The organism is Algoriphagus antarcticus, assembly GCF_002150685.1.
GTDB classification, from domain to species: Bacteria; Bacteroidota; Bacteroidia; order Cytophagales; family Cyclobacteriaceae; genus Algoriphagus; species Algoriphagus antarcticus.
Map to the genome: position 1 here is coordinate 1 of NZ_MSSW01000040.1, position 21,013 is coordinate 21,013.

General features: G+C 39.8%; 16 protein-coding genes. 2 read left to right on the forward strand and 14 right to left on the reverse strand.

Annotated elements, in window-relative coordinates; translation table 11 throughout:
* From BVH04_RS13385 to BVH04_RS13405, 5 genes are all read right to left on the reverse strand, one after another.
* Window positions 1–1,266 (reverse strand): right-handed parallel beta-helix repeat-containing protein (locus BVH04_RS13385; RefSeq protein WP_140160587.1); only part of this gene is annotated, 1,266 nt, incomplete at its 3' end.
* Window positions 1,267–1,476: 210 nt separating this feature from the next.
* Window positions 1,477–2,220: a hypothetical protein gene (locus BVH04_RS13390; RefSeq protein WP_086541981.1), complete on the reverse strand. Its 744-nt coding sequence runs from the start codon at window positions 2,218–2,220 to the stop codon at window positions 1,477–1,479.
* A gap of 165 nt (window positions 2,221–2,385) precedes the next feature.
* A complete protein-coding gene (locus BVH04_RS13395) occupies window positions 2,386–2,982 on the reverse strand; it encodes a hypothetical protein (protein WP_086541982.1) in 597 nt (198 codons plus the stop codon).
* A 204-nt stretch (window positions 2,983–3,186) separates the two neighbouring features.
* The gene (locus tag BVH04_RS13400; RefSeq protein ID WP_086541983.1) at window positions 3,187–4,710 is read right to left on the reverse strand and encodes a histidine kinase; all 1,524 of its coding nucleotides are present in this window, start codon (window positions 4,708–4,710) and stop codon (window positions 3,187–3,189) included.
* Window positions 4,711–4,713: 3 nt separating this feature from the next.
* The gene (locus BVH04_RS13405) at window positions 4,714–5,433 is read right to left on the reverse strand and encodes a LytR/AlgR family response regulator transcription factor (RefSeq protein ID WP_086541984.1); all 720 of its coding nucleotides are present in this window, start codon (window positions 5,431–5,433) and stop codon (window positions 4,714–4,716) included.
* Between the two features lie 250 nt (window positions 5,434–5,683).
* Between BVH04_RS13405 and BVH04_RS13410 the strand changes: the two genes are divergently transcribed.
* A complete protein-coding gene (locus BVH04_RS13410) occupies window positions 5,684–9,679 on the forward strand; it encodes a hybrid sensor histidine kinase/response regulator transcription factor (RefSeq protein ID WP_086541985.1) in 3,996 nt (1,331 codons plus the stop codon).
* A gap of 49 nt (window positions 9,680–9,728) precedes the next feature.
* Here the strand turns inward: BVH04_RS13410 and rfbB are convergent, their stop codons facing one another.
* The 6 genes from rfbB to BVH04_RS13440 form a co-directional block, all read right to left on the reverse strand.
* Entirely contained in the window at window positions 9,729–10,784 is a 1,056-nt protein-coding gene (rfbB, locus tag BVH04_RS13415) for a dTDP-glucose 4,6-dehydratase (RefSeq protein ID WP_086541986.1), read from the reverse strand.
* A gap of 90 nt (window positions 10,785–10,874) precedes the next feature.
* Entirely contained in the window at window positions 10,875–11,927 is a 1,053-nt protein-coding gene (locus tag BVH04_RS13420; protein WP_086541987.1) for an NAD-dependent epimerase, read from the reverse strand.
* A 38-nt stretch (window positions 11,928–11,965) separates the two neighbouring features.
* Window positions 11,966–13,132 (reverse strand): glycosyltransferase family 4 protein, encoded by a 1,167-nt coding sequence (locus BVH04_RS13425; protein WP_086541988.1) that lies wholly within the window; start codon window positions 13,130–13,132, stop codon window positions 11,966–11,968.
* Window positions 13,133–13,295: 163 nt separating this feature from the next.
* The gene (locus tag BVH04_RS13430) at window positions 13,296–13,496 is read right to left on the reverse strand and encodes a helix-turn-helix transcriptional regulator (protein WP_086541989.1); all 201 of its coding nucleotides are present in this window, start codon (window positions 13,494–13,496) and stop codon (window positions 13,296–13,298) included.
* A complete protein-coding gene (locus BVH04_RS13435; protein WP_140160588.1) occupies window positions 13,493–13,945 on the reverse strand; it encodes a hypothetical protein in 453 nt (150 codons plus the stop codon). The genes BVH04_RS13430 and BVH04_RS13435 overlap by 4 nt, the downstream gene beginning before the upstream one ends.
* 12 nt (window positions 13,946–13,957) lie before the next feature.
* Window positions 13,958–14,380: a hypothetical protein gene (locus tag BVH04_RS13440; RefSeq protein WP_086541991.1), complete on the reverse strand. Its 423-nt coding sequence runs from the start codon at window positions 14,378–14,380 to the stop codon at window positions 13,958–13,960.
* Between the two features lie 183 nt (window positions 14,381–14,563).
* Between BVH04_RS13440 and proC the strand changes: the two genes are divergently transcribed.
* A complete protein-coding gene (gene proC / locus BVH04_RS13445; RefSeq protein ID WP_086541992.1) occupies window positions 14,564–15,367 on the forward strand; it encodes a pyrroline-5-carboxylate reductase in 804 nt (267 codons plus the stop codon).
* Window positions 15,368–15,654: 287 nt separating this feature from the next.
* Here the strand turns inward: proC and BVH04_RS13450 are convergent, their stop codons facing one another.
* From BVH04_RS13450 to alaS, 3 genes are read right to left on the reverse strand one after another with little or no spacing between them, the layout of a single operon-like run.
* A complete protein-coding gene (locus BVH04_RS13450) occupies window positions 15,655–16,752 on the reverse strand; it encodes a TlpA disulfide reductase family protein (protein ID WP_240510925.1) in 1,098 nt (365 codons plus the stop codon).
* 16 nt (window positions 16,753–16,768) lie between these two features.
* Window positions 16,769–18,229 carry an Asp-tRNA(Asn)/Glu-tRNA(Gln) amidotransferase subunit GatB gene (gene gatB, locus BVH04_RS13455; protein ID WP_086541994.1) on the reverse strand — a complete coding sequence of 487 codons (1,461 nt, stop codon included), beginning with the start codon at window positions 18,227–18,229 and terminating at the stop codon, window positions 16,769–16,771.
* Between the two features lie 21 nt (window positions 18,230–18,250).
* On the reverse strand, window positions 18,251–20,875 hold the full coding sequence (gene alaS, locus BVH04_RS13460) for an alanine--tRNA ligase (RefSeq protein ID WP_086541995.1): 2,625 nt from the start codon (window positions 20,873–20,875) through the stop codon (window positions 18,251–18,253).
* Between the last annotated feature and the right edge of the window lie 138 nt (window positions 20,876–21,013).

A 21,013-nucleotide genomic window follows, 5' to 3' on the forward strand; every position in this document is an offset into this window, starting at 1 on the left:
GGCAATTAAATCTGTCTCACTTAGAAACTGGGGATTAAAACTCAAGGAATTCAAATCCTTAGAGGAGATTGTCCGCCAGGCTAACAAGTCCGCCACATTTGTACTTCCCCATCTGGCCAGGTAAGTTCCTGAAGTATAGAGATCATTGTAGTCCATTTCCACCAAGCCTGTGGAACTCGTCACATCTACAGAATAGCCTGTGTTGGCCTTGAAAATATTGTTCTTGATCAGGTTGTTCGAGGATGCCGCACCGTTGTAATGTAATCCCACTCCTGTCCCAGTACTGTTGGTGCTGTTGTGATAGACACGTTGATTGGTGTTGTAGTAAAAGTAAAGCGCATAGCTCCCGCTGCTCTGAATGTAATTGTTGGCGATTAGGCCAGGTGTGGTACCCGAACCGTTGCTAAAAGTATATTCTAAGCCTGTAGATTTTGAGCCTGATATTCTATTGCCCACAACTCGAGTTTCACCATCAACATTGGTTAATTCCATTCCAACAGATCCACTGGAAGAAGCAGGAAGAATTACTATCGTGTTGTCTTCAACCTTAGAATCCAAAAATCGACTAAATGAAATCCCCCTGTAATAGGAATCTATTACCGTATTACCCGTAAATAAAAATCCAAATGCTCTTATTGAACTTGAATTAGTTCCTTGGAAGTAAATACCATAAGACCCTCCTAAAAAGGTGTTATCCAAAAATCTAATTTCCGGAGAGTTGACTGCTGTAAAAACAACATTCCCTCGTTCAGAACTTGTAGCATTAGCTATTGGCGATTCAAAAACACATCCCTGAAATAATAAATTATTCAGCGTTAACTGCCCCCGAACTGTACGTGCGTAGGTCGTACCTGAAGCCTTTATTTTTAAATTTTTGAAAATCAAATGTGAGGTTCCCTCAAGGGACACCACATAGTTTCCAGCAACGGTACTTGCCGCAAAGGATAATTGGACCAATTCAGGATTGGCGCTCTGAGATTGAAAAGTAATCGAATTTGTAGCGGAAGAACCGGTTATTGGCCCGATGAGAATTTGCTCATCGTATACTCCATCAAGGACGTTGAAAGTTACAGGCCCTGAAACTCCATTTGAGGTCAAAGATTCCACTGCCTCAGTAAAAGTCGCATAATTTCCTCCCAGACCGATCGTATAGGTTCCGGTGAGTTCCTGACTGTTGGCTTGATGGCCTCCAACCAGGAACTGAAAAAATATACCTGCTAGCACCGGAAGAAAAAATCCCCTTTTGAGTGTGTAAAAATTTCTCATCGTTTTGATTTTTTTGTTTTGAATGACCTTTCTTCATTTTCCCGACTTGGAAAGGAAGAGAGTCCCCGAAGCAAAAATCAAAAACACCAGCCCCTAACTATGTCAGCCTTGTATCAAAGAGTATCACATATGTAACATCTTCAAAAAAATATAGCCTGAAAGATCATTTCAGGCTTTTTGAGATGGAAATTTAATTTGGTAAACTTTTTTTTACTCTTTCACCGCAAACCACATTAAGTCTCCTGGTAGAGTTTCAAGTCTAGTCACTGACAATTTTAAAGGAAAGACTTTTCCTGCAGAGGAAGTAAACACTTCGTCAATTCCATATCGGATTATATTCCAGCCTGCCTGGAGTTCCAAGTCGATACAAGTACTTTCCTCAAAGACTTCTTCTCCAGCTCCGGTGTAAGTTTCCAATAGACATTCCCTTTTAACTGTTGCCGGGCCTTCCAAATAATAGAACTCCAAATAATACCCTGGACTGGCATTTACATCCCGATAGGTGAAAAGCCACCTTGCTATATCTGAACTGCTGACTGCATACAAAATCCCATTGGTAGGATTTCCCATTTCGTCCATGAGCGTTAATTCAGGAAGTCCTGAAACGACTATATCCCCGACTTTAGTTTCCACCTCTTCAAAAGGACAGGCAAAGGACTCTGATACTGTCTTAAAGCTAACTGTAAATCCTTTAGGCGCATTTCCTTGTGCTTCCTCTGCTATTCCCCGTGCTTTTTCACGAAAATTATCTTCGAGAATTATGGAGAAGTCCCCTTCTTCATTGACCTCACCCCATGTTTGGCTGATGGCTGAAAACCGATCAAATGATTCGATTTGTGAAGGTCCATCACTATAATTGGAGATTTTGCCACGAAGCTCTTGTTGGGCATTTGCCAATTGAATTTGAAATAACATAAACAAAAAAGAGCAGAAGAAAATGGATTTGGTTTTCATAGTTTTATGCAGATATATTTTTAAAATAATTGAAATATGAGACGAAAGATTTATGCTGTTTGATTAATAAATAATTCCTGGCTATCGTGATTAACTTCAATCAAGAGCATCTTTAATTCTTTGAGGATTTCAGGAAGAAAGAAGGACTATTTTGCAAAATGCTACTCAACTCATCTCCTTCCTTACTTCCCTTACAAAAGCCCACAACTCCTCCATTAGAATTTGGTGACCTTTGAAAATAAAATGAAATCTCCCTTCTGTGACATATTCGATCTCTACAAACTGATCAGAAAAGTTGAGTTTTTCCCACACTCGAACTCCCTCCCGCTCATAAATTCGAGAATACCCGGTTTCCGTTTGCTCTTCATAGTCTAAGGTTAATTTTTGAGATATCGACTTTAGCATCACCGCGCCGGTTGCTCCTGCCCCATCCAGCACCTCCATAGAAATCTGTCTGCCATCTTGCCCTTTTTCTTGGTAAGTAGCGATGGCTCCACTCATTTTCATTCCCTGCTTATGGCCGATTAGTATTTTCCGTTGTTCCATTTCGCCGACTTTTTCGGGAATCCACTTTTTGAGCTGTTCGTTGCTCATAGGTATTTGCATATCTAAAGCTTCAGCAGTATTCTCACGTGTATTAGCCGAAGAATCTGAAAAACCCGCATTAGCCGGATCCATTCTACTTACTGTACTTGCGTTTCTTCCTTTTCCACAGGAAAATAGTAAGAGGAAACAAATGAAAAAATGGCTGATATTTTTCATTGACTTGTCATATGGACAATTTTCTGGAAGAGTCTTCTTTAACTGAATCTCAATAAATCACCTGCGAAAAACTACACTCTTCTGAAAACCTAGAATGTAATTTTATTCCATCAAAGCTATTTCAATAAATGGGTAAGGAATCAATGCCATGTATCAATAAATAGCACTGAGGTAACTTTTGAAAAATAATTTACCAAAATCCTGCTAGCTCTTGAGGTAGAATACCACCTCGGTTCCACTGTCCTCAGCTTTCCCATGATGATCCAGAATTTCAAAATAGTAGTTGAATTTTTCGCTTTGATTAAAAAAATTGAGTCGGTCTGAGGAAAGCGAAATACCAATGGATTGTTTTTGGAGGGTTTGATTTACTTTCATTTTGGCTGACTCCGCTCTTCCGATTCCATTGTCACGGATAGAAACCACCACTCCCGCATCTGTTTTGAAGACACGAATCAAGATAGATTTCGCCCCTTTTTTCCCCATCAATCCATGCCAGACAGCATTCTCCAAAAATGGTTGAAAAACCAATGGTGGCACTTTGGTATCTCTGAGACTTATCCCTCGCTCTACATCAATAGTGAAATAAATTCCATCTTCAAACCTGATCGCCTCTAAGCTGAGATAAAGCTTGGCAATATCTAGCTCCTCACCCAGCGAAATCTTAAATTCCCTAGAACTTTCCAACACCATTCGAATGAGCTTAGCAAACCTATTCAGGTAAAGGACCGCGTTTTCCTTATCACTTTCTATCAGAAAAACTTTGATAGAATTCAGGGCATTGAAAATGAAATGCGGATTCATCTGACTGCGAAGTGACTGAAGATGAAGCAAGGTAATCTGCTTTTCATAGTCAGCGCTCAGTTTCGCAATGCGTTGCTCTTCTGCATCTGCTTCCAAAAATGAGATCTGACTTTCCTTAAGCTTCAATTCATTTTTGAGGTTATGATTTAACTCTTCACGGAGGTCTTCATTTTCTTGAAGTTTTGCTACCAACAAGGTCTGTATTTGAAATTTTTCTTCATAAACCTCACGCTGCTTGATTGCAAGTGCATAGGTGTACAGGTAGTTTTCGGCTAGAACTGCCAAATAGTAGATGTAATAGTATTTATTGGTAATCGAAACATCTTTTCCAAAAGTCAGAAAAGCAAAAATGAAGGAACTAATGCCAAGAATCAGGTATCCCACGAGAATAAAATATCGAACTTTCTCTCCTGATTTGATGGTGAGAAATATCCCATAAATCAAAAAAATCAAGGTACAAGGCATGAAAACAGTGATATAATACCCTCGCATCATGTCATATCCATCCCAATAATATCTTCCTAAAACCAAGACTACGAAAATAGAGCTGGTAACCAAGGCATAGTAGGTAAAGAAGTTAGTAAACCTTAGAAAATGCTTTCTGAAATTGAGAATCTCTATCAGGAAAAAGGAGAATATCAGGTAGCTGGCAAATTGAATAGGGAAATTCAAATGGATGAAGTAGTCAGAAAATTCAGTATAAACTGCTTCTGCAAAGACACCCTTAACGCGCTGAACCAGGTTGATCGCATTGATAAGAGCATATAAACTGTAAAAAAGATAGAACTTATCTCTGCTTTTGATAAAAAGCACAAAATGGTAGAGGGACAGGTAAAAAAGCACACTTGTCACTGCCCAGCCCAAGCCGTTAAAATTGCTGTTTTCGAGAACTTCGATTAAGGGATACTTTTCAAAAAAATCCATCATCCCTTATTTCAACGATTCAGTAAATCCCGCCTTTTTCAGCCTGGAGACAGGAAGTGAGATTCCATCAATGAGCTTTACTTTCCCAGTAGATTTCTCATAAGATTTAACCTTTTCGAGATTGACCAAAAAGGAATGATGTATCCTATAAAATCGGAACTTGGAAAACAGATTGACCAATAATTTTAATCTTTTAGAAACCAATAATTTCCCACCGTTTATGGTATGGATATAGGAATAACTTCCCTCGCTTTCGCAGTAAATCACCTCATCGGGATCAAGTAAGATCAATTGATCATCCAAATTGATTGCTATTTTTTCTTTTTCAAAAGCTGAATTAATGGAAGGTGAGTTGATCGATTGTTTGATTAAGTTTCCTTGGATTCTATCCAATAAACTTTCCAAATCGGAGCTATCGACCGGTTTGAGCAGGTAATCAAATGCTCTTTCTCGGATTGCTTGAATGGCATGTTCGGCATGGGCAGTTACAAAAATTACCTCAAAATTACGATTGGGAAAATGTTCCAAAAATTTGAATCCGTCTAAACCTGGCATCTGGATATCTAGAAAAATACAATCCGGCTGGAGGCTCTCCACTTCCTTCAGTGCTTTTTCTGCTTCAACAAATCTCCCAACCACTTCTACCGATTTTCCTGACTGTTTTAACTCCCACTCAAGAGAAATGATGGCTTTCGGTTCATCATCTATAATCACAACACGAATCATGAATTTCCCAAAATTTGATTTAACGAATAAGCTCTTTTTGCTACTAACACTACCTTAAAATATTGAATAGATTCCAAATTCTGATAGAAATCAAAATATTAGCCAAAAATAATTGCAGTTTTCAATCGAAAATTTTAAAAATCGAAGTTTTCACACTTCGGAAATTTTTACCAGATATGAAAAATAAGATACATGCATCAGGTTAAGCCTAATTTATAAGTTACTTGAAGAAAGAAAAAAACTTTTTACAATGTTCCTTTTAAATAGATTTTGTTTCATTCGATTTTCATTCGCCTTGGTAATCATTCTTTTTGCGAAGATGAATGCATTTTCTCAAGACAATCTTTCCTTTCGTCAACTTTCAGTCAATGACGGACTTTCCCAAAACAGTGCCGTTTCAGTAACTCAGGATCAGGATGGGTTCCTTTGGATAGCTACTCAGGAAGGACTGAATCGCTATGACGGACGCGATTTTGTAGTTTTTGACAAAAAATTTCTCGACATCACTGAGTCCTCTCGCCTTTTGCTTGGGAAAGTATTTGCCGACAGCAAAAATCGACTTTGGATCATCCCCGAGAGTTCAGTTCCTGAGCTATTTGATAGGGAAAAAGAAGTCTTTTTTCTGATCGAAGGAATAACTTCAGCCACTAGCATAATTGAAGACCGGCAAGGGGAAATCTGGTTTGGAACACTTTCAGGCCAGCTGTTTTTCTGGAATGAAGAAATTAAAAAGGCAGAAATGGCTTGGTCTGACCCAAACAAAGAAATTGTCAATCTCAGTATTTTTGACGAGGAAAACCTCATTTTGACTTTAAGCGATGAAGTGGTTTTATGGAATAAAAGCTCAGGGTTATCACGCCTGATATGGAAACCTGAATTAGGTACAGTTCTCGCCGTCACCATCCTAGATCCCAATGGAAGATTTTGGTTTGGAACGCTTAATCAGGGACTGTGGACGAGTTCAAATCTGGATGAGAAGGCAACTTCATTGGATGCCTATTTGATACAAGAAGATTCTGATCAGGATGCAATGATTTTGGATTTATTGATTGATTCCAAACAACGGCTTTGGGTAGCCACCTATGGAAAAGGAGTCAAACAGATTGACCTAGAAAATAAAACATTAAAGCGTTTTTCTTATACCAAACAGAACCCAAGGTCTATTCACTATAACGACATCCTTTCGGTTTTCGAAGATTATACTGGTACACTTTGGTTTGGTTCAGATGGCGCTGGATTAAGCTTTTACGATGCCTATTTAGAGAAATTCAATTTTTTCCATAATCAAGAAGTTCCCGAAAACATCAATATTGACGTGATCCGGTCCATATATGTGGATAAAAACGAAAATGTATGGCTGGGAACCTCTGGCAAAGGACTGACCCGTTACAATACTAAAACTAAAACTTGGAAAACTTTTATCCATGATCCAAACGACTCAAAAAGTCTGGGAAGCAACCGGGTGATGAGTCTCTTAGGGGATAAAAACGGAGAGCTCTGGGTTGGCTACCAAGATGAGGGCTTGAGCATTTTTAATCTTGACTCCGAGCAGTTTCAACATTTTAACACTGAAAGTACCGTAAAACAGCCTGGAGCTACTGTTTGGAAAATCTTTCAGGATAGTAACAAAAGATTTTGGCTATGTACCCGAAATGATGGTTTGATCTGGTTTGATCCTGAAAGGGGGACTATAAAACAATTTGTTTATGATCCATTAAGCAAGACCAGTATTCCTGACAACAATATTCGTACGATTCTGGAAGAACCCTCAGGTCGATTTTGGATCGGAACGGAAAATCACGGTATCGCCAAAATGGATTTGACTACTGAAAAATTTGAAACAAAAATCAATGAACCTGAAGATCCAAATTCGATCAGTAACAATAGCATCAAATCCCTGCATCTGGAAGACAACCAGCTTTGGATCGGAACGAACGGCGGAGGCCTAAATCGAATGGATCTAAGCACTGGTAAAATCAAAATCCTGAATGTTGAGACCGGACTTTCCAATAATGTCATCTATTCCATTTTGGATGATCAGCGCGGAAATCTATGGCTAAGCTCCAACAAAGGAATCACCAAAGTGGGTCTCAATGAAGATTTGGAAGGGCAATTTGAAATCACCAATTATTCCAATTACGATGGACTTGCCACTGAATTCAATACCGGTGCATATTTCAAAAAAAACGACGGAACACTCTATTTTGGAAGTTTAGAAGGCTTTTATTGGTTCAACCCAGAAGATATTTCCCTGAATGAAATGTCTCCAAAAGTTGCGATTACGCAACTTTCCGTCTTCGGTAAAAAAGTAAGATTTAGTCAAAATCTTGAGTTAAATCACAACCAAAACACACTCACTTTCAACATGGCGGGTTTGGTCTTCTCCTCTCCAGGGAAGAATCAATTTAAATACAAGCTCGAAAACCATGACAAAAATTGGATTTCGAACGGTTATAACTATCAGGCTCGCTACACCAACCTTGCTCCGGGAAAGTATCGGTTTTTGGTTAAAGCAAGTAATTATGATGGTATTTGGGCTGAAGAACCTGTGGCCATGGAATTTACCATTTTGACGCCTTGGTATTTTGGTCCCATCGCCAAAATAGTGTATCTGTTCCTTTTTGGGCTTGCAGTATTGTGGATTTACCAATACCTCAAGTGGAAATGGCATATTCAATTTTCCCTTAAAACAAAGGATCGGGAGACTCAAACTCTAAAGGAGATTGACGACTTCAAAACTCAGCTTTTCACTAATATCTCCCACGAGTTTCGGACTCCACTGACACTCATTTCAGGACCTATTGATCGTGTGATAAGTCAGTCCGACAATCCTGTTATAAAATCTCAACTGAATCTGGTGAAAATCAATTCTCAGCGATTGGTAACCCTTGTTGATCAACTTTTGGAAGTGACAAAGATCAAGGCAGGCAAAAGTCTGTTGACTATCCGAAAAGGAAATTTGGGATTGCTTCTCCAATCCATCGTTGCCAATTATTTCTATCAAGCATCAGAAAAAGGAGTAAGACTTGCAGCCAATATTCCGCTGATGACAGAACTTTGGTTTGATTCAGACAAAGTGGAAAAAATAGTAAAAAACCTGATTCAAAATGCCATTAAATACGCCAAAAGGGACTCGGAAATAAAGTTAGACTGCTTTATTTCTGAAGGAAACTTCCACTTGGATATCCGAAATGAAAGTCTGGAACAGTACAGCAAGGAGGATTTGGTTAGACTATTTCAAAAAATTGAAAAATCCAACGGAAGTAAAAAAGGATTTGGACTAGGCTTATCCCTGATCAAAGAAATGATACATCTCTATCATGGAGAAATTACGGTCAACTTCAAAGACTCCCGATGGTTTGACGTTTCGATTCTTTTGTCTGTCGATAAATATGCCTTTCATCCTGATGAAGTGATTGACGAGGAAAGCGAAGAATTTGATCTGCCTAGGTTGCCGGTAGTCGATATAGAAGTGCGGGAAAAACTCCCCCTAATCCTTATTGTGGAAGACAATATCAAAGTACGGCAATTCATCGTCAGAGAATTAAGCCCGTATTTTCAAACCTGTGAAGCTACCAATGGCAAGGAGGGGCTTTTTGTTGCATTGAAGAAAATTCCAGATTTGATCATTTCTGATGTCATGATGCCGGAAATGGACGGCTTTGAATTTTGCCACAAAGTAAAGAACGACGAATTATCCTCCCATATCCCAGTAATCTTGCTGACTGCAAAAGCTGATGAAGAAAGTCATTTGGAAGGCATTCAGGCTGGTGCTGACGACTTTATTCTTAAACCATTTAAAACTAATCAATTGATAGTAAGGATGGAAAAGTTGATCGAGCTCAGGGCTCAGTTGAGAATAAGATATTCCAACAGAAATTCTATTTCCCCAAAAGACATAGCTATAACATCGACAGACGAACGGTTCTTGGAAAAAATTCAGGAAATCGTCGACAATGACTTATGTGACAGTACTTTTACCGTGGAGGAATTCAGCAAAAAACTAGGAATGAGCAGGATGCAGCTGCATCGGAAATTGACCGCTTTGACAGGACTTTCGACGACTGCCTACATAAGAGACCAAAGGCTGAGAATGGCTCTACAACGGCTGGAAAAATCAGGAGAAAACATTTCTGAAATTGCATACGCCGTTGGATTCAGCTCTCCTTCCTATTTTATCAAAACGTTCAAAGAAACTTACGCTATGACCCCGGCAGAATACCAGGAAAACAAGTCAAAAAAATAAACCATGATGTGAGCATGGTTTACTTTATTTGTTTCCGGACTTAAATGCTTTAACGTTTTCCGTATAATTCAGAATAATACTCCTGATACGCACCAGAGGTGACATGGTCAAGCCATTCTTGATTATTGAGATACCAATCTATGGTTATCTCAATTCCTTCTTCAAATTGCAAACTTGGCTCCCAGCCTAGCTCTTGCTGGATCTTAGTAGCATCAATGGCGTACCGCAAATCATGTCCAGCACGATCTTTCACATAGGTGATAAGCTTCTCAGAAGTCCCTGCTTCTCTTCCCAATTTCCCATCCATTTTGGCACAGAGAAGCTTTACTATATCAATGTTTTTCCACTCGTTGAATCCGCCTATGTTATAGGTTTCTCCTTCTTTTCCATGGTGAAAAACCATGTCAATAGCTCTCGCATGATCTTTCACAAATAGCCAATCACGGACATTCTCCCCTTTCCCATAGACTGGCAGAGGCTTGTTGTTTTTGATATTGTGAATACAAAGCGGAATCAACTTCTCAGGGAAATGATTTGGTCCGTAATTATTGGAACAGTTAGAAACCACCGTTTTCATTTTGTAAGTATTGGCATAAGCCCGCACAAAATGGTCTGAAGAAGCTTTAGAAGCCGAATATGGAGATTGAGGATCGTAGGCTGTAGTTTCCAAAAAGAATCCACCATCATGCAAAGAGCCGTAAACTTCATCCGTAGAAACGTGATAAAACAAATGCTCAGAAAGATTCTCTTTCCAAAATTCCTTTGCAGCGTTTAGCAGGTTCACCGTACCAAAAACATTTGTTTTCACAAAAGACAATGGATCTGTGATCGATCTATCCACGTGAGATTCAGCTGCCAAGTGAATTAGGTCAGTGATGTTATGTTTTTCAAAAATGGCTGTCAGAGCATCTGCATCTTGAATATCTGCTTTCTCGAAGATATAATTCGAAGCTCCTTCTACTGCTTTCAAATTCTCCAGATTCCCAGCATAAGTCAGTGCGTCTAGATTGACAATGGTATATGCTGGATACTTTTCAACGAATAGTTGTATGACGTGGCTACCGATAAATCCGGCTCCGCCTGTGATCAGAATTGATTTATTCATGTGTTAATATTTTTCTTCAAAAGTCACATGGAATCTCGCATAACGCATAACATCCCTCAGTGTATCACCTGCGACATGCTCGATTTCATCTTATTTTTTGTAATAGTCTAGATACCAATCAGTGAAAGATTTAACCCCTTGGTCAATAGATGTTTCTGGTTTATAACCTGTATCCCGAACCAAATCAGTAACGTCAGCATGTGAAGCCGGCACGTCACCAGGCTGCATGGGAAGCATGTTCATTTTAGCTTCTTTTCCTAAGCCTTTTTCCACTGCATGAATATAATCCATCAATAAAACCGGAGCAGAGTTTCCAATATTATAAACTTTGTAAGGTGCATTCGAACTTCCGGGATCAGGGTTCTGCCCATCAAAATCAGCATTTGGACTAGCTGGCCTATCTGCCACTTTGATCACGCCCATTACTATATCATCTACGTAGGTGAAGTCCCGCTTCATATTCCCATAGTTGAACACCTGAATTGGTTCTCCTTTCAAGATGGCTTCTGTAAACAGAAACAATGCCATATCCGGTCTGCCCCATGGGCCATAAACCGTGAAGAATCTCAAACCAGTAGTCGGAATATTAAAAAGATGGCTGTAGGTATGCGCCATCAGCTCATTGGATTTCTTAGAAGCTGCGTACAAACTGATCGGATGATCTACAGAATCTGAAGTGGAAAATGGCATCTTCTCATTTGAACCATAAACTGAACTGGAAGAAGCATAGACCAAATGCTTGACAGGATGAAAACGGCAGGATTCCAGAATGTTCAGAAAGGCTACAATATTACTCTCTATATAAACTTCAGGGTTACTCAAGGAATAACGAACACCTGCTTGAGCTGCAAGATGAATGACTACATCAAATTTCTCCTGATCAAAAAGATCGAGCAGAGGCTCTTTCACAGAAAGATCCAATTGAATGAATCTATAACTTGGAATGCTGGCAGATTGGACGATTTGCCCCTTCTTTACCTGATCTCGCTGAATACCCATATGCGCTAAGCGGGCATATTTCAGATTGATATCGTAGTAATCGTTGATAATATCCAGTCCAACTACTTCATCTCCCCTTTCCAAAAGCTTCATTGCAACGTGAAATCCAATAAATCCAGCTGTTCCGGTAACCAGGTACTTCATAGAAGAAAATTCAAATTTTATTGATGGTCAAATATAAGCTATTCCGAGCTATCAGCCTTCTTCAAAGCGAGTTGGTACTGAGCAAAAATTTCATTCTGAATCTTAGTCCGCTCGTAATTTTCGCAAACTTCCAGAAATAAGTTATTTGCCAGCTCAGCCATTTTATCACGCTTCACAAAGGCAAATTCCATCGCTTCTTTTAATACCTCTACATTTTTGACTGGGAAAATCAATCCTGTTTTTTGCTGAGTAATCACATCTGTGTTCCCTATAATATCAGAGCAAATCACTGGTACTTCCATCGCTCCTGCTTCTAAAAGCACATTTGGAAAACCCTCTCGATGGGAAGGGTGTACAAGCACATCTGCCAATGCAAGATAGTGCGCTACATGGTCTGACCAATCTATCTGCACTATTCTAGGGTGATCAGTAATGATTTTAATAGTCTCGGGATCAAGTGGATTTAGATCTTGCTCGAAGCTTCCAAGTAATACTAACTTGGATTTACCCACAATTTTCGAACTCAGGAAAGCATCCACTAATTCCTGAATTCCTTTGTCCTTCACTAATCTACCGACAGACAATATGATAAAATCATCTTCACCGGGAAGAATTCTCATCGTAGCAGCTACAAGGTGATTTTCTTTCAAGACTCCGCGATTGAATTTCTCTAAGTCCACGCCATTTGAGGAGCCGTTTCCGATCACAGACAATTTCTCCGAAGGACAGAGATGGTTTTCAAGGACAAAATTCTTCAGTCCATTGGAATTTGGCCAAACCTGAGTAGCATAACTATAGGTCAGCTTCTCCATTTTTTCCAAAAGTCCTTTCTTTCCACCTTCGGCAGCCATAAAAGGAATGCCAGCCAGCGTGTGGATTCGCACTTTTACCCCAGCAAATTTTGCGGCAATCATCCCCAAAAGTCCTGCCTTTGGGGTGTGCGTATGCACAATATCAGGTTGCTCCTTTTTGATCAACTGGTACAACTGCCATAGACATTTAAGGTCTTGCAATGGTGTGATCTTACGGGTAAATGGAATGATTTCATGTCTAGCTCCTTCTGCCTTGATCACTTGAGGGAGTTCTCTACCATCAGCACTCACCATCAATACATCCCAGCCTTGCTCCTTCATAAACTTCGTTTGCCCCGCAAGCAATAATTTGAGGGAAATCGGGACTGTGGTGATTCGAATGAGTTTTGGCATCAAAAAGGGCTTCTGCATAAAAGGTCGAAGGTAATACTTTTGAATCTTTTAACTCTGCAAAAACGCAAATGGTATTCCAAAAATGGTTTAAAACGAGAATGCTAAGTTGTAGATAAGGAAGTGAATAAAAGAAATTGAATTCATTAGGTTTAAATTTCATTCTTTAATCCCCGTCTTCCAACTCGAAAATCTCTTCTAGGCCAACTCCAAAAACTTTCGAAATCTTCAGAGAAAGAACCGTAGAAGGCACATACTTCCCTGCTTCTATACTGTTGATTGTCTGTCTGGAGACGCTGACTTTTTCCGCCAAGTCTTGCTGCGTCATATTATGCCGTGCACGCTCGACTTTTATCGTGTTCTTCATAAGATCACAGACAAAGAACTTCGCTGGCGAAACATGATCCAACGGAACCGAACGATAAATAAAACTGGAATAGAAAACATATTAAACATCACGAACGAGAAATATTCCACACCGTAAAATAGGACCGCTCCAATTACATTCAATAGGAAATACCCATAGCAAGAAAATAGGATAGAATCGAGTCTAATTTTCTGAATGTATTCATCTTCAAGTTTTTCCTTTGAGAATGCTATAAAGAACAAACTGAGGAACAAGCTAACAAGTGCTACCTCATTCGTCAGGTTTTCATCAGTACTTTCGAAAAGTCCAGACTCTCTAACCCCATTGATCTGAAGCCACGAAAATTCAAATTCAATAAACATGGTCATAAAGGCCAAGGTAACTGCAGGAAGGAATAGCAACCATCCTATTTTTTGGAATCGATGAGGTAATAATATTTTGGTAAGCATAGTTATAGTGAGTTAGTTATCGTCTTTTGTAGCAACATACTTCTGATACTGAAATGCAGCGTAGATGTAGGCGTTTAGTAAAAAGACAACCAGATAGGCCGTGAATATCTCTGAAGTAATGGTATCAAATCGCACATAGTTAATCAACATCAAAGCTCCCAAACCCCAAATCAGCCAGTATGAACCAGTCTGGAATGCCTGAAGTCTAAACGATTTAATCATTTCATCTTCATATTTCTCTCTAGATAGATTCAACAAGGCAAATCCAATAGCCCAAAACCCATAGATTATCTGGGCGACATCATCCGGATCAATATCCATCCTGACCACAGCCATGCCAATGACCAGGAGTACTGGAAGTGGAAAAAACACAAAAGCTACCTTCTTCCATCCAGGAGAAAGTAGCGGTACGGTTAAAATTGATTTCTCTTTCATAAGACAAGTTATTTTTACCAAATGTAAAACAAACTTTACATTAAGTCAAAATATTTTGTCTATTATTTTTATTGCCACTTTTGAATTAAGTCATTGGACATTCATGAAATTTTATGAATTCACACAAAAACAGCCTATTTGTTTACCTTTAAGCAACAAATCCAATCAATAATTATATTTTCTATGATTTCGAAAGTAAAAATAGCCATCATCGGTTGTGGCAATCTTGGAGCATCGATCGCTAATGGGCTGTTAAAACGGGGTGATTTTGATCCAAAGAATCTCACACTTACCAAAAGACATGTGGAAGGCCTAGGTGATTTTGCTGCATTAGGTGTGAATATCCAAAGTGATAATGTCTCAGCTGCAGCAAATGCTGATATCATTATCCTTGGTGTAAAACCCTATAACATCTCTCCCATTCTCAAAGAAATCAAAGCTTCACTCAACCCAAAAAACCAAATTATCATTTCGCTGGCAACTGGAATTACGCTTGCAGAAATGTATGAAGTAATCGATCCGACCAGTATCACTTTCCGTGCAATGCCAAATATCGCAGCGGATATTCAAGAATCTGTGACCTGCGTATGTTCTCAAAATGCCGATTCAGATCAAATCAAGCTTGTATCCGAATTATTTGACGGTATCGGATTTACTATTCCAATTGACGAAAGTCTGATGGAAGCAGCTACTGTTTTGGGTGCGTGCGGAATTGCCTATGTGCTGAGGTTTATGCGGGCGATGATCCAAGGCGGAATACAAATCGGTTTTGATTCAGTCACTGCCAGTAAGATTGTAAACCAAACAGTGAAGGGAGCTGCTGAATTGATGATTCAGAAAAATATGCATCCAGAGGCTGCAATCGACAAAGTGACAACTCCAAAAGGCTGCACCATAGTAGGCTTGAATGAAATGGAGCACCAGGGCTTCAGTTCTGCAATGGTTAGAGGTGTCATTGCCAGCTACGAGAAAATAGCTAAAAATTGAATTAGTAATGAATTAGTAATTTTCGAGGAATATTAAATCTAATTCGGGAAAAATTAATATTTATTTCTTTAGGAATAACTTTAAGGTTGTTTTTCTTTTGAATCTTTTCAGTAGTTTTGTTGTGGGTGATAAACAACTTTTACTATTCCTTTTTCAATGACTCGATTTTTAAAGGAAGGACTGTTTGGTACTTTTTCCTCCTTCCTTTCATATTTTCTCCCACACGAATTAAAAAAGCCTTCTGAAAAAATTCAGAAGGCTTTTTTAATTCGTGAATGTGAAACTGTTTAGTCAAAAATTTCTTCCAGCTTAGCTCTTAAGCTAGGGCCTCTTAGATCTTTTCCGATTATTTTACCTTCGGGATCGATCAAATAGGTGGCTGGAATAGCATCAATCTGATAAAGCTCAGCCGCTGCAGAATTGAAATATTGTAAGTCAGAAACCTGAGTCCATTCCAACCCATCTTCAGCGATAGCATCCACCCAGTCTTCTTTGGTACGGTCTAGAGACACTCCAAATACTTCAAAGCCTTTCTCCTTATATTCATTGTATAGTTTTACTACGTTGGGATTTTCCTCACGACAAGGCTTACACCAAGCCGCCCAAAAATCTATCATAACATATTTACCACGCAAATCAGAAAGCTTTACAGTTTCACCAGCTGGATTAGGAAGTTCTATTTCAGGAGCTATTTGACCCATAGAAAGCGCTCTCATCTCGTCCAATTGCTGCTTCAATTGCACAATAGACTTGGTCTCAGGATACTTTTCATCAAGCTTGGCAACCAGACTATCCATAAACTGGAATTCGTTCTTTGGATTTAATAAGCCAATAGCTGCCAGGGAAGCAAAACTATCTCCCATGCTGTTGATCACGTTCTTCACCTCAGAGGATTGGTTGCTTTCCAATGCCATAGCATCAGCCTGAATCTGCTTGATGGTTTCGGTATCATTTTCGCTCATTGCCTTATAATAAGCCTCATTGAGAGAATTCACCTTTGCCTGGTAAGCCTCCATCAATTTTTCGATTTTGACCATCTCCTGTGAGTCTTTGGAGCCTTCAATAACTAGACTTGCAGGATTCGAAAAATCATAGTCAACCATTACATCTTCATGGAAAAGAGCTAGCCTCACAGACTTTTGCCCGTAAAGATTCAATTCGTAGAAAGTAGGTATATCCACAGCTACTTCGTAACTAAACTTCCCTTTGCTATCCAACTGAAGTGTATCCAAAACTACTGGACGACTATCAGTGAATTGGGACAGTATAATTGCTCCAGCAGGTGCATTATCTATAGTCCCGGAGATTTCTACCTTTCCATCATTTGTTTGCTTTTCCTCGCAGGAGAAAAAGGATAAAAGGACAACTAATACGATTGCGTTCATTCGATTCAACATGGATTTAATTCTCTAATAATTCTGTCAATAATTTAGTAGCTACTTTAGGGTCGGCTTTACCTTGGGATTTTTTCATCACTTGCCCCATAAACAAACCCATCAAGCCTTTTTTGCCTGATCTATATTCTTTCACTTTCCCGGCATTTGCCGCCAAAACTTCCTCTACTATTGGCCTTAGCGAAGACTCATCACTTTCTTGAATCAAGTTCAGTCGATGAGCTATTTCCATCGGACTTTCTGTTGCACTCTTCAGCATCTCAGGATAGAGATTTTGAGAAGCAGCTGTATAACTCACTTTACCCTCGTCCACCAAAGCTATCAGAGTAGCTAAAGATTCATGGCTGATCGGGAAGTCATCGACGTGAAGTGACAACTCGTTCAAGCTTGATTTCACAGGACCCATCACCCAGTTAGACGCCGCTTTATAGTTTTTGGTTTTGCTACAAAGCTCATTGAACCACAAAGCCACTTCCTTCGATTCTGTCAAGAAGCTTGCATCGTAATCCGGTAAGCCATACACGTCTACAAACTTTTTGTGAAGTTCTCTAGGTAAAACAGGCATGGTTGCTTTCACAGCATTCAGCCACTCGTCAGAAATCACCACAGGGCTCAAGTCTGGTTCTGGGAAATACCGGTAATCGTTCAGATCTTCTTTTGTACGCATACTGGCAGTTAATCCTGTGTTCGCATCAAAAGTTCTTGTTTCGGAAATAACTTCTTCACCAGCTTCGATCAAACCAATCAAACGCTCATGTTCATGCTCGATCGCACGAAATACATTTCGGAATGAGTTCATGTTTTTGACTTCAACCTTTTTGCCTAATTCCGTTGCACCTTTCAACATTACAGATACATTGGCATCACATCGAAGAGATCCTTCTTCCATATTGCCATCGCACACATCAAGGTATTTAACCAATTTTTTCACCTCAGTAAGAAAAGCATATGCTTCTTCTGGGCTCTTCAAATCAGGCTCAGTTACGATTTCGATCAACGGAGTACCTGCTCGGTTGAAATCAACCAATGTATCCGCCTCTCCTGCCAGGTGAATGGATTTACCAGCATCCTCTTCCATGTGCACTCGATTCAGGATCACTTCCTTTTTGGTGCCGTCAGGAAGTTGAATCGGTACTGTGCCTCCTACACAAATCGGTCCTTTATCCTGCGTGAGCTGATAGCCCTTTGGTAGATCTGGGTAAAAGTAATTTTTCCTAGCGAAGACATTATATCGTGTAATCTCAGAATTACAGGCTAATCCCATCTTGATGGCAAATGCTATAGCTTTCCTGTTTACCTTCGGCAAAGTACCTGGATGGCCAAGCGTAATCACTGAAATCTGCGTATTGGGTGATTTGCCATACTCATTGGCATCCGCTGCAAACATTTTACTCTCAGTCAAAAGCTGCGCATGCACCTCTAGTCCGATAATCAACTGGTATTTATTCCTTAATTCTTCGCTTAGCATTAGCGCGTATTTACTGTTTTTTTAAAGGTATAACTCTCTGGCTTTAGCCACTACATTTTCTAGTCCAGCTAGGTCTTTTCCTCCTGCAGTGGCAAAAAACGGTTGTCCTCCGCCTCCACCTTGTATTTCCTTAGCCAAATCCCTTACGATTTGACCAGCATTTAGATTCTTGCTCGTGATCAACTCCTCGTCTATGATTACTGCGATCTGTGGCTTGTCATCAATTTTGGCTGCCAAAATCACAAAAGCATTCGCCGTTTCATTTTTCAACTCATACGCAAGCTTTTTCAGTGAATCGGCATTTGGCAATTCTACCTGAGCGATCAGGGTATTGATACCGTCACCAGACACAAACTGCTTGAGCAACTCCACTTTCACTCCTGAAGCTTTCTCCAGATGTAAGACTTCAAGTTCTTTCTTCAAGTCATTTCTTTCCTGAAGTAATGATTCGATAGACTTCTTTAAATCTTTTGGATGCTTAAGCAATTCCTGAATCTCCTTCACCAAATCTTCCTTTTCACGGTAATATTTCTCAGCTGCCTCAGCAGTAATCGCTTCAATTCTTCGTACTCCAGAAGCGCTCGATGCCTCTGAAATAATCTTAAATAAACCGATTTTACTCGTTTGAGGAACGTGAGTTCCTCCACAAAGTTCTACAGAGAAGCTCTTGTCAAATGTGATTACCCGAACAAAGTCACCATATTTCTCACCAAAAAGAGCTGTTGCCCCTTGATTTTTAGCTTCTTCAATGGGTACATTTCTCTGCTCAGATAACGTGATATTCTCGCGGATTTTTGAATTGACGATATCCTCTACTTCGGAGATTTCCTCATTAGATAATTTGCTGAAATGCGAAAAATCAAAGCGAAGCAAGTTCTGATTTACCAACGAACCACGCTGCTGTATGTGATCGCCAAGCACTTCTTTCAATGCCGATTGAAGCAAGTGTGTAGCAGTGTGATTATTTTCAGTCAAAAAACGCTTATCCGCATCTACTTCAGCACCAAATGTCAATTCTGGGTTCTTGGGTAGATTTTCCACGAAATGAACAATCAGATCATTCTCTTTTTTTGTGTCGATTACCTTAACTTTTTCAGTCTCGGATATCAACCATCCTGTATCTCCAACCTGTCCACCACTTTCCGCATAGAAAGGAGTTTTGTCTAATACCAATTGATATTTGTCACCTTTCTTATCAGATATGACCCGATACTTGATGATCTGACAATGTGCTTTAAGAAAATCGTATCCTACAAACTCAACTCCATTGTCCTCATTTACAATCACCCAATCTCCTGTTTCAGATTCAGAAGCAGCACGGGAACGTGTCTTCTGAGCTTCCATTTCTTCTGCAAAACCTTTTTCATCCAATGAAAGTCCACTTTCACGGGCAATCAAAGAAGTCAGATCAAGTGGGAATCCGAAGGTGTCATATAGTTCAAAAGCAGTTTTTCCAGAAATAACATTATCATTATTGGCCTTCAATTCTGCTTTAATCTGATCGAGTATTTTAAGACCATTGTCCAGCGTGCGAAGGAAAGATGCTTCTTCCTCATAAATCACTTTTGCGATAAACTCCTGCTGCTGTCTGACATCTGGGAAAACATCTCCAAAATTATCAGCAATCAATGAGGTCAACTCATATAAAAATGGCTCATGGAAACCCAAAAAAGTATATCCATAACGAACAGCTCTTCTCAGGATTCTACGAATCACATAACCAGCCTTGTTATTGGAAGGCAATTGGCCATCAGCAATAGTAAAAGAAATCGCTCGAATGTGATCTACAATCACCCGAAACGCGATATCTGTTGCCAAATCTTCACCGTAAACCTTACCGGATTTCTTTGCCAAAGCAACCAAGAATGGGGTAAACAAATCTGTGTCGTAATTGGAAGATTTGTGCTGAATGGCTCTCACCAATCGCTCAAATCCCATCCCAGTATCGACGTGAGTCGATGGAAGAGCTTTCAATGATCCATCTGAAATCCTGTTGAACTGCATAAATACCAGATTCCAAATCTCGATCACTTGTTCGTGGTCATTATTTACCAAGTCTTTACCGGCTACCAGAGCACGGTCAGCATCTGACCTCAGGTCAATATGAATTTCTGAACAAGGACCGCAAGGCCCCACATCACCCATCTCCCAAAAGTTATCTTTTTTGGAACCCAAAATAATGCGATCTTCTGGCACAATGGCTTTCCAAAGATCATAAGCTTCCTGATCCAAGCCTAAGTTATCTCCCTCGTCACCTTGGAATACAGATACGTACAATCTATCCTTTTCCAAGCCATAAACCTCAGTCAACAATTCCCAAGCCCACTCGATCGCTTCTTTTTTGAAATAATCTCCAAAGGACCAGTTGCCCAGCATCTCAAACATCGTATGATGGTAGGTATCCACTCCCACTTCTTCGAGATCATTATGCTTACCGCTTACACGAAGGCATTTCTGTGAATTGGCGACTCGGGAATATTTGGCGATTTCATTACCTAGAAATGCGTCTTTGAATTGATTCATTCCCGCATTGGTAAACATCAGGGTTGGGTCATTTTTGACCACAATCGGTGATGAGGGAACGTAATGATGCTGCTTGGATTGGAAAAACTCAATAAAGGTGCTCCGTATTTTCTTTGCTTCCATGAAGGTTTTGAGGCAATTAAGAATGCTATTTAGGCCGATTCCAGCCGTATATATTGGGGGACAAAATTAATAGAATTGACGGTGATACCTGCATGGCTGTAAGAATTTCTATCGGTTGATAAACTCCCGCAAGGGCGC

What these genes read in the sequence shown, in the direction of transcription:
- BVH04_RS13410 (WP_086541985.1), top strand. Translation starts at nt 5,684, where the DNA reads ATGTTCCTTTTAAATAGATTTTGTTTCATTCGATTTTCATTCGCCTTG.
- BVH04_RS13450 (WP_240510925.1), bottom strand. Translation starts at nt 16,752, where the DNA reads ATGAACGCAATCGTATTAGTTGTCCTTTTATCCTTTTTCTCCTGCGAG.
- BVH04_RS13405 (WP_086541984.1), bottom strand. Translation starts at nt 5,433, where the DNA reads ATGATTCGTGTTGTGATTATAGATGATGAACCGAAAGCCATCATTTCT.
- BVH04_RS13400 (WP_086541983.1), bottom strand. Translation starts at nt 4,710, where the DNA reads ATGATGGATTTTTTTGAAAAGTATCCCTTAATCGAAGTTCTCGAAAAC.
- gatB (WP_086541994.1), bottom strand. Translation starts at nt 18,229, where the DNA reads ATGCTAAGCGAAGAATTAAGGAATAAATACCAGTTGATTATCGGACTA.
- BVH04_RS13440 (WP_086541991.1), bottom strand. Translation starts at nt 14,380, where the DNA reads ATGAAAGAGAAATCAATTTTAACCGTACCGCTACTTTCTCCTGGATGG.
- rfbB (WP_086541986.1), bottom strand. Translation starts at nt 10,784, where the DNA reads ATGAATAAATCAATTCTGATCACAGGCGGAGCCGGATTTATCGGTAGC.
- BVH04_RS13435 (WP_140160588.1), bottom strand. Translation starts at nt 13,945, where the DNA reads ATGCTTACCAAAATATTATTACCTCATCGATTCCAAAAAATAGGATGG.
- BVH04_RS13395 (WP_086541982.1), bottom strand. Translation starts at nt 2,982, where the DNA reads ATGAAAAATATCAGCCATTTTTTCATTTGTTTCCTCTTACTATTTTCC.
- alaS (WP_086541995.1), bottom strand. Translation starts at nt 20,875, where the DNA reads ATGGAAGCAAAGAAAATACGGAGCACCTTTATTGAGTTTTTCCAATCC.
- BVH04_RS13430 (WP_086541989.1), bottom strand. Translation starts at nt 13,496, where the DNA reads ATGAAGAACACGATAAAAGTCGAGCGTGCACGGCATAATATGACGCAG.
- BVH04_RS13390 (WP_086541981.1), bottom strand. Translation starts at nt 2,220, where the DNA reads ATGAAAACCAAATCCATTTTCTTCTGCTCTTTTTTGTTTATGTTATTT.
- proC (WP_086541992.1), top strand. Translation starts at nt 14,564, where the DNA reads ATGATTTCGAAAGTAAAAATAGCCATCATCGGTTGTGGCAATCTTGGA.
- BVH04_RS13420 (WP_086541987.1), bottom strand. Translation starts at nt 11,927, where the DNA reads ATGAAGTACCTGGTTACCGGAACAGCTGGATTTATTGGATTTCACGTT.
- BVH04_RS13425 (WP_086541988.1), bottom strand. Translation starts at nt 13,132, where the DNA reads ATGCCAAAACTCATTCGAATCACCACAGTCCCGATTTCCCTCAAATTA.